The sequence below is a fragment of the Rhodoligotrophos sp. CJ14 genome, from assembly GCF_038811545.1.
In the GTDB taxonomy this organism is placed as follows: Bacteria; Pseudomonadota; Alphaproteobacteria; order Rhizobiales; family Im1; genus Rhodoligotrophos; species Rhodoligotrophos ferricapiens.
Map to the genome: position 1 here is coordinate 1,989,851 of NZ_CP133319.1, position 12,207 is coordinate 2,002,057.

At 62.6% G+C, this 12,207-nt stretch carries 13 protein-coding genes; 9 read left to right on the forward strand and 4 right to left on the reverse strand.

Annotation, left to right across the window (positions count from 1 at the left end; genetic code table 11):
- Window positions 1-104: 104 nt before the first annotated feature.
- From RCF49_RS09250 to RCF49_RS09275, 6 genes are all read left to right on the forward strand, one after another.
- Window positions 105-695 (forward strand): cupin domain-containing protein, encoded by a 591-nt coding sequence (locus tag RCF49_RS09250; RefSeq protein ID WP_342643733.1) that lies wholly within the window; start codon window positions 105-107, stop codon window positions 693-695.
- Between the two features lie 94 nt (window positions 696-789).
- On the forward strand, window positions 790-1,650 hold the full coding sequence (locus RCF49_RS09255; protein ID WP_342643734.1) for a transporter substrate-binding domain-containing protein: 861 nt from the start codon (window positions 790-792) through the stop codon (window positions 1,648-1,650).
- A 40-nt stretch (window positions 1,651-1,690) separates the two neighbouring features.
- Window positions 1,691-2,344: an amino acid ABC transporter permease gene (locus tag RCF49_RS09260; RefSeq protein WP_342643735.1), complete on the forward strand. Its 654-nt coding sequence runs from the start codon at window positions 1,691-1,693 to the stop codon at window positions 2,342-2,344.
- Window positions 2,345-2,354: 10 nt separating this feature from the next.
- Window positions 2,355-3,005, forward strand: a complete 651-nt coding sequence (locus RCF49_RS09265) for an amino acid ABC transporter permease (protein WP_342643736.1) — start codon at window positions 2,355-2,357, stop codon at window positions 3,003-3,005.
- Between the two features lie 8 nt (window positions 3,006-3,013).
- On the forward strand, window positions 3,014-3,835 hold the full coding sequence (locus tag RCF49_RS09270) for an amino acid ABC transporter ATP-binding protein (protein WP_342643737.1): 822 nt from the start codon (window positions 3,014-3,016) through the stop codon (window positions 3,833-3,835).
- A 142-nt stretch (window positions 3,836-3,977) separates the two neighbouring features.
- Window positions 3,978-4,586, forward strand: coding sequence for an urea carboxylase-associated family protein (locus RCF49_RS09275; protein WP_342643738.1), 609 nt, complete (start codon window positions 3,978-3,980; stop codon window positions 4,584-4,586).
- 47 nt (window positions 4,587-4,633) lie between these two features.
- On the opposite strand, the gene speB (RCF49_RS09280) is transcribed toward RCF49_RS09275, so the two are convergent.
- Window positions 4,634-5,629 (reverse strand): agmatinase, encoded by a 996-nt coding sequence (gene speB, locus RCF49_RS09280; protein WP_342643739.1) that lies wholly within the window; start codon window positions 5,627-5,629, stop codon window positions 4,634-4,636.
- Between the two features lie 228 nt (window positions 5,630-5,857).
- Between speB (RCF49_RS09280) and speB (RCF49_RS09285) the strand changes: the two genes are divergently transcribed.
- Window positions 5,858-6,817 (forward strand): agmatinase, encoded by a 960-nt coding sequence (speB, locus tag RCF49_RS09285; RefSeq protein ID WP_342643740.1) that lies wholly within the window; start codon window positions 5,858-5,860, stop codon window positions 6,815-6,817.
- Between the two features lie 55 nt (window positions 6,818-6,872).
- Here the strand turns inward: speB (RCF49_RS09285) and dctP are convergent, their stop codons facing one another.
- From dctP to RCF49_RS09300, 3 genes are all read right to left on the reverse strand, one after another.
- The gene (gene dctP / locus RCF49_RS09290) at window positions 6,873-7,880 is read right to left on the reverse strand and encodes a TRAP transporter substrate-binding protein DctP (RefSeq protein ID WP_342643741.1); all 1,008 of its coding nucleotides are present in this window, start codon (window positions 7,878-7,880) and stop codon (window positions 6,873-6,875) included.
- 78 nt (window positions 7,881-7,958) lie between these two features.
- Complete coding sequence (locus RCF49_RS09295) at window positions 7,959-9,179, reverse strand: MFS transporter (protein WP_342643742.1); 1,221 nt, start codon at window positions 9,177-9,179, stop codon at window positions 7,959-7,961.
- On the reverse strand, window positions 9,176-10,048 hold the full coding sequence (locus tag RCF49_RS09300) for an HpcH/HpaI aldolase/citrate lyase family protein (protein ID WP_342643743.1): 873 nt from the start codon (window positions 10,046-10,048) through the stop codon (window positions 9,176-9,178). Before RCF49_RS09300 ends, RCF49_RS09295 begins: the two co-directional genes overlap by 4 nt.
- 100 nt (window positions 10,049-10,148) lie before the next feature.
- On the opposite strand from RCF49_RS09300, the gene RCF49_RS09305 reads away from it, so the two are divergent.
- Window positions 10,149-10,658: a MaoC family dehydratase gene (locus tag RCF49_RS09305; RefSeq protein WP_342643744.1), complete on the forward strand. Its 510-nt coding sequence runs from the start codon at window positions 10,149-10,151 to the stop codon at window positions 10,656-10,658.
- 85 nt (window positions 10,659-10,743) lie between these two features.
- Window positions 10,744-12,183 (forward strand): MmgE/PrpD family protein, encoded by a 1,440-nt coding sequence (locus RCF49_RS09310; protein WP_342643745.1) that lies wholly within the window; start codon window positions 10,744-10,746, stop codon window positions 12,181-12,183.
- Window positions 12,184-12,207: the final 24 nt, after the last annotated feature.

A 12,207-nucleotide genomic window follows, 5' to 3' on the forward strand; every position in this document is an offset into this window, starting at 1 on the left:
AACATTTGACTTTCATTCAACTATTGAACAGGGGACAAGCCGTTCGGCTTTGCTATGATGCAACCAGCCACCACACGCAGGAGGTCGGGATTGGCGATATGCAGATGAACCGGCCAGCATCCCCGTTGGGCGCAAGGCCAGCCCATGGCCTCGGCCCGACTCTCCGGCGCCTGCGCAAGCAGAATGGGCTGTCGCTGAAAGCACTTGCAGAACGCGCCGGCTGTTCCGAGAGCATGCTCTCCAAGATTGAGACGGGACACGCGAACCCTTCGCTGACCACGCTTCATCGCATCGTTGCGGGGCTCGGCATCAGCATGGCGGCCTTGTTCGAGGCCCAGGCCTCGGCCACCGATATCGTCTTCAAACAAGGCACCCGGCCCATGCTGGAGATCGACTCCAGGCGCGGCAAGTCGATTTCACTCGAGCAGCTGATCCCCGATGGCAGCGAGCACCTGCTGCAGGCGAATATCCATTTCGTTCACCCGTCTGGCGCCAGCGAGGGCGAAATTTCACATGAGGGCGAAGAGGCAGGCTACGTTCTGGAAGGCGAAGTGGAGCTCGTGGTCAACGGCCGCACCTATCATCTGGAGCCCGGCGACTTTTTCGTGTTCCCATCCCACCTCCCGCACGGCTATCGCAATGCCGGCACCAAGACCGCCCGTATTCTATGGGTAAACACGCCGGTAACATTTTAAGCCCATCGCTGCATGCATGCCGACTTGAACGGCCTTGAGTGTGGTGCAATAGTCCGTCCGGGGTGTTTCAAGGACCAATTGGGAGGGTCTCAGAATGTTTCGCGCTTGTTTTAAAGCAATCGCCTTGGCCGCAGCCATGGGTGTTGCCGGGCTGACGGGCCTCGCAAGCACACCGTCTTTCGCTGCCGATCTTCTCCAGACCATCAAGGACAAGGGCAAGTTCGTCGTCGGCACCGAAGCTCGCTATCCTCCGTTCGAATTCGTCGAGAACGGCAAGATCGTAGGCTACGGCCCCGATCTCTTCGACGAGGTCATGAAGGCGCTGCCCGGCGTACAGGTCGAGCGGCTGGATCTTCCCTTTCAGGGATTGCTGCCAGGCCTTCAGGCCAAGAAGTTCGACGCTATCATCACCGCCGTTACGGTCAATAAGCGCCGTTTCGACACCTATTACCTCACCTTACCCATCGCGGATGCAACCTTCGCCGTGGTGAAGCGCAAGGGCGATACCAGCATCACCAAGCCCGAGGATCTCGCCGGCAAAGTGGTGGGCACCCAGGCGGGATCCGCCCAGCTCGCCGGCACGGAGCTCTTCTCCAAGCAGCTCGCCGAGAAGGGCGAAGGCATCGACAGCATCGAGACCTATGTGGACTTCAATGAGGCCTATGCAGATCTCGCGGCCGGGCGTGTCGATGCGGTGGTGAACTCGTTGCCGAACCTGCTTTATCTTCAGAAGCAGCGGCCCGACGCGTTCGAAGTCGTCCAGCCGACCTTCGGCCCGAAAACCTATTTCAGCTGGGTCGTGCGCAAGGATGACGAGAGCGCATCCCTCGGCAAGTTCCTGGATGAGCAGCTGCGCAAGCTGAACCAGGATGGCACCATGAAGAAGCTGCAGGAAAAATGGTTCGGCTTCCCCATGGAGCTTCCCTCGGACGCACTGCCGACGCCTGAAAACTGAGGCCAATTCCGCCGCTGGCGCACCTTGAGTCGACGGGTCGATGGAATTCTTTTCGCTTCTTGGCACCTATCTCCCGACCCTGCTCTGGGGCGCCTGGATGACCTTGCTGATCTCCGGCACCGCCATCGTGCTCGGGATGCCCTTGGGCCTGCTCCTATGCTTCGGCCTGGTCTCCAAGCACACAGTGCTGCGGCGCCTGGCGCTCATCTATCAGAGCGCCTGGCGCGGCACGCCCATCTTGGTGCAGCTGTTCATCATTTTCTACCTGCTGCCCTCGATCGGGATCGATGTGCCGCCTGTCATTGCCGCCATCATCGCCCTGACCATGAACACCGCCGCCTTCCAGGCGGAGATCTTTCGCGGCGGCCTGCTCGCGATCCCTTCCGGCCAGATGGAGGCCGCGCGCATGGTCGGCATCCAGACCTGGCCGGCGCGGATCCACATCATTATCCCGCAGATCTTCCGGCTGGTGCTGCCGTCCCTCGTGAACGAGACCATCAGCATCCTGAAAAATTCCTCGCTCGTATCGGTCATCGCCGTAACCGAGCTGATGCGCGTGAGCCAGCAGATCGTGGCCGTCAACTACCGCGCCTTCGAGATCTACACCATGGCGGCCATCATCTACCTCATCATGACCTTGGGGCTCTCGTTTATGGGCCGCTATGCCGAACAGCGCTTGGCGCTCAAACGATGAGACGCGCGCCATGACCTTTGATCCGAGCCTCTATCTGCAATACGGACCGCTGCTCCTGCAGGGCTTCGCGACCACCGCCTGGATTTGCCTGTTTGCGACCCTGATCGGCATCGGCATCGGGTTGGCCGCAGCCCTCATCGGTGCCACGCCCTTTGCGCCGCTACGCTGGCTCGTGCGCACCTATATCGAGGTGATGCGCGGCGTGCCCATCCTCATCCTGCTCTTCATCCTGTATTACGGCGGTCCGTCCTTCGGCCTGCGTTGGCGGGCCGAGACGGTGGGCATCATCGGGCTCGGCGTCTATAGCGGTGGCTATTTCGCCGAAATCTTCCGCGCCGGCTTCCAATCCATTCCCGCCGGACAGATCGAGGCGGCCCGCATGATCGGTCTGTCCTCCGGTCAGATCATCACGCGCATCAAGCTGCCGCAGATGCTCCTTCTGATCATCCCGCCGATGATCAACCAGATCATCATCCTCATCAAGGAATCCGCGGTGCTCTCCATCATCACCGTGGCCGAGCTCACCAAGAACACCGCGCAGTTCGTCAACGAGACCTATGCGGTCATCGAGCCCTATCTCGCGGCAGCCCTGCTCTATTGGCTGCTCATTGAGCTTGTCTCCTGGCTGGGCCGGGCGATCGAGCGCCGCGTCAGTTACTAGGAAGCGTCATGGCCGACACCAGCACACAAAGCGCAGAGCCGATCATCCGCATCCGCGGACTCACCAAGATCTTCGGCCAGTTCACGGCGTTGCAGTCCATCGATCTCGACATTTTTCCCTCCGAGGTGGTTTGCATCATCGGTCCCTCCGGTTCGGGCAAGAGCACGCTGCTGCGCTGTGTAAGCTTTCTCGAGGAACATACCGAAGGGGAGATCACCATCGAAGGACGCCCGCTCGGCTTCGTTCAAACCCCCGGCGGCCGGGTGCGCGATGGCGAGCGCGGCATCGACGAGACGCGCCGCAACCTGGGCATGGTCTTTCAGCACTTCAATCTCTGGCCGCATATGACGGCCCTCGGCAACATCACTCTCGGGCTGAGGCTCACAAAGAAGATGAGCCGCGCGGAAGCGGACAAGCTTGGCCGCGAGGCGCTTGCCCGAGTGGGTCTTGCCGATAAGGCGGATCGTCATCCCGGCCAGCTCTCGGGCGGCCAGCAGCAGCGCGTCGCGATCGCCCGCGCCCTGGCCATGGGCCCCCATGTCATGCTGTTCGACGAGCCCACCTCCGCCCTCGACCCCCAATTGGTGGGCGAGGTGCTCGACACAATGAGCACCCTTGCCCGCGAAGGCATGACCATGATGATCGTGACCCACGAGATGGGTTTTGCAGCCCAGGCGGCCGATCGCGTCGTGTTCATGGACAACGGCCGGATCATCGAGCAGGGCCCGCCACAAGAGCTCTTCGTGAACCCCAAGAGCGCAAGACTCCAGGAGTTTCTCAACACCTGGAAGCAGCGGAACCTGTTGTTCAGCAACACAGAACCGGCCTGATCCAGCCCGGTCGCTACACACAGAGGCCAGTGAGCACAATCCGCTTTACTTCGCCAAATAACGAAATGAATTTCTTTTGTTTGCTGTTTACCGCAACCAATGGCCTGAGCAATGTGCCGGCCGATGAATGGGAGGTTTGGACATGACCAAGACCGGCGAACTGATGACGATCCCCGCGCGGAAAGGCCGTGCGGTACGGCTCAAGGAGGGCCAGGCGATCAAGATCATCAACACCCATGGCGAGCAGGTCGTAGACACCTGGTGCTTCAGCGCAGAAGATCTCACCGAATTCATGTCGATGGAACATACGCGCCCGACCTTGGGTAAGATCTTCCCCACCAAGGGCGACAATCTCTATTCGAACCGGCGCCGGCCTATCCTGTTCTTCGAAGAGGACACATCGCCCGGCATCCACGACACTCTGATCGCCGCTTGCGATGATTATCGCTATGGCCTGCTCGGCTGCACCGAATATCACGACAACTGCACGGATAATCTGCACGCAGGCATGCGCCAGATCGGCCTGCGCGCGCCGGAAACCCCGAGCCCGCTCAATCTCTGGATGAACATCCCGGTTGACGAGCACGGCAAAACCAGCTGGGGCGAGCCGGTCTCCAAGCCGGGCGATTACGTCATCCTGCGCGCCAGGATGGACTGCGTGGTCGCGATGTCATGCTGCCCGCAGGATATCCTGCCGATCAACGGCAAGGCAGGTAAGCCGACCGAGGCACACTACCAGATCCTCGATTGAGACCCTGAAGGCGGGGCTCGTCCATCGAGCCCCGCAACCGTCCAGCTTTAGCGGATATGGGCCCGCCGCCAGGCATCCTTATGGCCGCCCCGCGCCGCGGCGAGACAGCATAGCGCTTCTGCCACCAGCCGCGCCGCGAGCACGCTCGTGGTGCCGCTCGCCGTATCGAAATCCGGCGAGACCTCGACCAGATCGAAGCCGGCAAACCCGTCGCGCCCGACGATGCGCACACCGCGAATGATCTCGCGCGAGGTGAGCCCGCCAGGCTCGAGGCTGTTCGTGCCCGGCGCAAAGGCGGGATCGACACTGTCGATATCGACGCTGATATAGAGCTTGGCACCGCCGGCTGTCGCGATATTGCGTGCCTTCTCCGCGACAGCCTCCATCCCTTCCTGCTCGATCTGCTCCATGGGAAATACCGAGATCCCCATTTCCTGATAGAGCGGCGTCCATTCCGGCAGATTGCGCGGCCCGCGCGCGCCAATAATGGCAACGCGCTTGGGGTCGATCTGATCGAGCTCACAGATCCGCAAAAGCGGTGATGCCCGCGTCAGCCGGTCTCCCTCCAGCGACTCGCTTAAGTCGAGATGCGTATCAAACACCACGAGGCCCATCGGGCTTTTATGATGGGAGGTCACCGCCTTCACGGCGGGGAACGAAATGCCGTGATCTCCGCCGAGGCTAAAGGGAACCGCGCCTTTCTCCAGCAGCTGCGTGAGCCTGTTCTCGAACCGGCGATAGCTCTCGGCATTATTGCCGGGCACCACATCCACATCGCCAACGTCAACGATTTTCAGATGCTCGACGATATCGACATCCCAGTCGAAATTGCGGCGCCCGAACAATAGCGAGAATTTCCGGATCTCCTGGGGTCCCCGGCGCGTGGCGCCGCCGCGGAACGTGGCAATGCCGTCATAGGGCATGCCGATGATCGCCGCATCCGCATCAAGCGTTGCGAGATCCGGCACATAATCGACCGCCATGAATGGCGGCACGTCCCCATAGATCTTTGGCACGTCACCCGGCCGAAGTGCTTCCCGCATTCATCTTCCCCTAAACTGTGCCGCGGCCCGCGAAATTAGGCCCGCACGCATGGACCTGTGCGCTGGATCGACACTTCCACCGCTCACCCCATCCTTAAATAGGAATAAGCCAAAGGTCACTTCGCGATTCCACGAATGATCTCCGGACCTCGCCTATGTTCAAGACGCAGCCGACGCAGTAACACAGGCCCCAGAGCCATACGATCCAAGCACCGGAGAATCGGTCCCATGTCTCAAAACGAGTTCCAGCCCATCGATGCGAGCTTGGTCCCGCGCTTTGCCGGGATCGCGAGCTTCATGCGCCTGCCGATCGTCTCCTCGCCCGAAGGTCTCGACATCGCCCTGTTCGGCATCCCATGGGATGGCGGCACCACCAATCGGGCCGGCGCCCGCCATGGCCCCCGTGAGATCCGCAATCAGTCGAGCCTGATGCGTCGGGTGCATCACGTCACCGGTACCGAGCCGTTCTCGATCGCGAAGATCGCCGATATCGGTGATGTCGGCGTAAACCCGATCGACCTGATGGACGGCCTGCGCCTGATCGAGGAAGGTGTCGCCCGGATTGTGAAGGCCGGTGCAATTCCGCTCGGTGCCGGCGGCGACCATCTGACCACACTGCCGGTCATGCGCGCGGTGGCCAAGCAGCGGCCGGTGGGCATGATCCATTTCGATGCCCATTCCGATACCAATGACCGCTATTTCGGCGAGAACCTCTATACCCATGGCACGCCGTTCCGTCGCGCCATAGAGGAAGGGCTGCTTGATCCAAAGCGCACCGTCCAGATCGGCATCCGCGGCTCGATCTATGATCCCGGCGAGCATGACTGGGCGCGCGAGCAAGGCATCCGCATCATCTATATGGAGGAATTCGTAAAGCGCGGTGCCGAAGAAGTCATGAGCGAAGCCCGCTCCATCGCTGGCAACGGGCCAACTTACATCTCCTTCGACATCGACTGTATCGACCCCTCCATGGCGCCGGGCACCGGCACGCCCGAGGTCGGCGGCTTCACCACCCGCGAGGCCCAGCAGATGCTCCGCCTGCTGGATGGCGTGAAGATCGTCGGCGCGGATGTGGTCGAAGTCGCGCCGCCTTTCGACATAGGCGGAATGACCGCGCTCGCCGGCGCAACCATGATGTTCGAGCTACTCACGGTCATCGCGCGCCAGTGTGCCTCCACCAAGCGCTGATGCAGCAGGAAACGCAGATGGGCTCACATGGAGCCCATCTGTCGGGCGCCAATCATCACTGGGTCGACTGAAACGGCTTGGTGACCTCCTGGAATTTCGCCCAGACGTCCGGGTGGCGATCGATGAACTCCTTGTTCGCCTCCAATGCGGCTTTCCGGAACTCTTCGCGCGCCTGATCGCTGACCTGCTTCGCCTCGCCGCCATTCTTCAGCATGCGATCGAAGGTCTCCTGATCGAGCTTCTTGGCCACGGGCCAGTTGGTCCGGATAAGCTCCAGCGTCGTGTCTTCGACCACCTTGCGCAGATCCTCTGGCAGGCCCTTCAGCCAGGCATCATCCACCAGCACCGCGTAAGTCACGAGGCTGAGGCCCGGAACGAGGCTGGCTTTCGGCGCAGCGCTTGGGCCCACGATTTCCCAGCCCCCGGCTGAGGTGAAAATCCCGTCGATCGCGCCCTGCATCAGCGCAGGCGCCATGTCGGCGGCCGACATCGACACCGGGCTCGCGCCGAACTCGCGCATGAGGTTGAGCAGCACGCGGCCACCGGTCACCCGCACCTTCTGGCCTTCGAGATCGCCGATCTTCTCGATGAACTGGTCGCGGAAGATGAAGAACAGATCAGCCGTGCGGGCCAAACCCATCACCCGAATGCCGCTGGGCTCCACATATTGCGAGAGGAACTTGCCGATGGCCTCAGGCGCACCCTGATGCATCATCATTTCGTCCGTGATGGCGAATGGCAGGCTGATCACACCGGTTTCCGGCGCGATCGTCTCGAGCCTCACCGCCACCGGCCAGACCATGTGAACCGCGCCCGATCCAAGGGCCGCGACCGCGTCTTGATCTTTATACAGCGTTCCCGCGTGGAACACCTTGGGCACGATGCGCCCTTGCGTCCTCTCCTGGATCGTCTTTGCGTAATCATCGATGATCTTGGTCGACCAATGGGTGGTCGACAGCTCATCCGTGATGATCATCTCGATCGGCGTCTGAGCTTTGGCGGGCCCCGAAATGAGACCGAGACCCAATCCGACCAGCGCGGCCAGCCTGGCTATTCGTTTCATTGGATTTCCTCCCCAAGGAGCAACTGGGTCTCTCATTCTGACCCGGTCGCGCGAGAAAATCCAGACTCAAGTACGTACTTATTCCGATGTCACATGCGCCATCTCGGCCCGTTCGGCGCGGCGACCGCTCCAGACCAGCAGGCTGCCGAGCAGCGGCAGGAAGCCCAGAACCGCGTAAGTGTCGGCATAGGAGCCGTAGAGCTGGTAGATCGAGGCGAAAAGCGACGGCCCGACAACGACCCCCAGGAAGGTGAGCCCGAGCACGCCGCCAGCCACCGGGCCGACCTGCCCCGGCGGGCTCAGCCGCGCGGCTTCCGCCAGCATCACGCCGTTCCAGCCGATGGAGGCGGCACTGAACAGGCAGAGCACGGTTATGATCAGCCAGGGTGCAAATCCCGGCAGCAACGGCATCAGCATGGCGCTCACGCTCGTCATGCAGCCAATCGCGCCCAGGAGCCCGAGCCCCCAGCCCGTCCTGTCGGCAACCCAACCCCAGAATACGCGCCCCACCGCTCCCGACATCTGCACCGCGGCTGCGGCGGCACCCGCTTGGATGGGCCGCCAGCCGAATTCTTCGACCAGCATGACCACCGCGAAGGACGCCAGCGACAGCTGCATCGCCGAGAAAAGGAACCCCATTGTGGCGAGCGCTCGCAATGGCGGCCGCCCCCAGACGGCGCGCATGCCCTCCAGCATCGTGCCATGAAGCCTGTAGGCGGGATCACGCTGCCGATCCCAGCGTGCCCGCACCGCCTGCAGCAGGAGCACTGAGACGAGCCCCGCAGCCGCGAAGGTGAGAAGCCCCCAACGCCACCCGAAGGTGACCGCCATGCTCGGCAGCACGAGCGCCACCAGGATGCCGCCGAGCGGCACGGCCGTCTGTTTGAGCGAGAAGATGAGATTGCGCTTGCCCGGCGGTGCGAGCTTATCCAGGAGGTCCGATGCCGCGGGATTGGTCAGCGCATACCCCATGCCGATCAACATAGATGCGAAGACGGCGACAATGACACTGCCGGAGGCCAAACCCGCGAGCCCCAGCGCACCGGCCAGCAAAGCCATCTGGCTCACCCGCGCCGGACCGAACTTGCGCACGACCCCGCCGCCGAACATCGAAACGATCGTCGCCAGCAGATAGATGAGGCTCACCTGATAGCCAATCGCGTGCGCATCAACCCCGAGATCGGCCGAGGCCATCGGCGCGACCGTGGTAAGTGCCAGAGCCGCGGCGCTGGCCAAGGCCTGGATCGCCACCGCGCTCGCCAGCGCGACCGGCAGGCTCGTGACCGGATCGTTGCTCACACCGAATCGCGCCCGGCGCGCGCCAGGATCTGGCGGCTGCGTTCGATGATCGGCCGCTCGACCAGCCGCCCATCCAGCAGGCAAACCCCACCAGCGGCCTCCTCGAAAGCTGCGATCACCCGCCGCGCCTGCTCAACAACATCCGGATCCGGCGCGAGCATCTTGTGAATGATCGGCACCTGCTTTGGATGAATGGCTGCACGTCCCTTGAAGCCGAGCGCGAAGCTCCGCTGCATTTCGGCCCGTTCGCCGGCCTCGTCGGCAAGCGCAATCCACGGCATGTCTATGGAGGATATAGCCGCCCCGGCGGCAGCTTGCACCAGCCTGGCGCGTCCGGGAAGCAACGGGTCCCACGCAATCTCGACGCCGAGCTCACTCGCGAGATCTGCGCCGCCGAACATTAAAAACGTCAGGAATGAAGAGGCTTTCGCAATCTTGGGCGCGTCCTCGATGCCCGCGCAGGTCTCGATCAGCGCGCCGATCTCTATGGACTTATCCACATCCGCGATGAGATCTCCGAGAAGCGCCACATCGCCAACGGACGCCTTGGGCACCACGATGCCGCCAAACCTCGCCCCGCTGCTGGCCGCATCCAGGAGCCCCCCGAGATCGTGATGGCCGATCAGGCTTCGGGGCGAGTTTATCCTCACGAAGATGTCCCCCGCACCTTCGGGAGCCTCCTTGAGGAAGGCGAGAACGGCCCGGCGCGCATCGGCCTTGTCCTGTGGCGCCACAGCATCCTCGAGGTCGATGATGACCGCATCTGCCCCTGCGGCAATTGCCTTGCCCCATCGCTCCGGGCGACTTCCCGGCACGAATAGATAGGACCGGCGACTCATCGCCTTGTGCACATTCACTCCTGACGACATCAGCTCCCCGACAAAATCGCCCTTGACCACCACAAGTACGTACTTATACCGTAAACATCGACATGAGAAGCGCAGTGGGCGCATAAGGGGGCAGAGCTGGATGCAGACTGGGCAGGCGGTGAAGGAAACGCGGGTTATTCACGCGAGCTATGGCCGCTATCTCGAGGATTTCGCGGTCGGCGACATCTATGAGCACAGGCCCGGCCGCACGATCACGGAGGCGGACAACATCCAGTTCAGCCTCATGACCATGAATGCGCACCCCATGCATTGCGACGGCGCCTTTGCCGCGAAGTCGGAATTCGGCAAGCCCCTGGTCAATTCGGGACTAACCCTGGCCATCGTCCTCGGCATGACAGTAAACGACGTGAGCTTCAAGGCAATCGCCAATCTCGGCTGGAAAGAGATTAAGCTCACCGCTCCCGTTTTTCCCGGCGACACGGTCTATGCCCGTTCCGAGGTTCTGGAGGTGCGCGAAAGCAAGTCGCGCCCGAACCAGGGCATCGTCACCACGCGCACGGAAGGCTACAAGGCGGATGGTACCGTCTTCATGGAATTCACCCGTATGAGCCTCATCCCAAGGCGGGGCCACGGCGTGGGAGACGAGTAAGCCTGGACCGGTCAAGCATCGGCCCGCCTATGACGAATAATTGCCAGCAGCTGAGCATGCTGCAGAAGACATCAGGAGGAACGCCATGAGCATCGCTTCTCGAGTGGTGACGAGCCCGTCCAGCGCGCATCAGGATGCACCCGCTCCCATGGCCGACCCCTCGGTCGAGCTCGCCCGTTTTGCAGCGACCTTGCGCCACGAGGATATTCCCGAAGCGATCCGCGCCCGGGCCTGTCATCACATCCTCGATGCGACTGGAATAGCGCTCGCTTCTACCAAGTTCGACTTCGCCCAGCGCACCCTCACCGCCATCGCCGGTCTGTCCGGTGGCGGCGCCGTGCCGGTCATCGGCATGCCCGCCTGGCTTCCACCCCGCGATGCGGCAACGGTCAATGGGCTGCTCTGCCATGGGCTCGATTTCGACGACACCCATCTCGCGGGTGTTGTCCATCCGACCTCCAGCGCGTTCCCGGTGAGCCTCTCCGCGGGCATTCATGCCGGCGCCACCGGTCGCGATCTGCTGACGGCCACCATCATCGGCCTCGAAGCTTCCGCGCGCCTCGGCGCTGTCGCCAAGGGCGGCTTCCATCAGGTCGGCTTCCACCCGACCGGCCTCGTCGGCGCCTTCGGCTGCGCTCTGGCCGCCGGAGCCCTGTTCGGCCTGTCCGAGCGCGAGCTCGTCAATGCGCAAGGCATCGTTCTCTCCATGGCCTCGGGTAGCCTGGAATTCCTGGAGGACGGCGCCTGGAACAAGCGGCTGCACCCGGGCTGGGCCGCCGCCGCCGGCATCACCGCCGCAGCCCTGGCCAAACAAGGCTTCAAGGGCGCATCCAACCCCTATACCGGCCGGTTCGGGCTTTATCGCTCCCATCTCGGCCCGCTCGCCGAAAACTGCGATTATTCCCTCGCAACCGCAGGGCTCGGCGAGAGCTGGGAAGTGCTGCAGACTGCAATCAAGCCCTTTCCCGCCTGCCACTTTACCCATGGCTGCGTCGATGCCGCGCTGATCCTGCGCAACCGCGGTCTCGACATCGACGCGATCGCCGAGATCGAAGCCTTCGTTCCGGCCGAGGTCGTCAAGACCGTCTGCGAGCCCGAGGCGAACAAGAAGCGCCCGGCCAACAGCTATGACGCCCAATTCTCAATTCCCTACCTTGTCGCCGCAGCTCTCGCCCGTGGTCAGCTCACCCTGGCGGAATTGGAGGAGCCAGCGCTGAGCGATCCCGTGATCCTCGCCGTGGCCGACAAGGTCGCCTACCGCATCGACCCCGGTTCCGCATTTCCGAAGGCCTATTCGGGCGAAGTGCGGATCAGCTTCAACAATGGTGAGCGCATGGCCGCCCGCGAGCAGATCAATCGCGGGGCCCCCGACCGGCCATTGAGCGATGCGGATATCATCGAGAAATTCCGCGCCAATGCGGCCATGTCCGTCCGCCCCTCGACCGCCACGCGTATCGAGGACGCGGTGCTGGCCCTCGATGCGACGGATGATCTCGCGGGCTTTGCCAGAACCATAGCCGGCTGAGCGTTAGCGCTTCGCCAAGCCAGT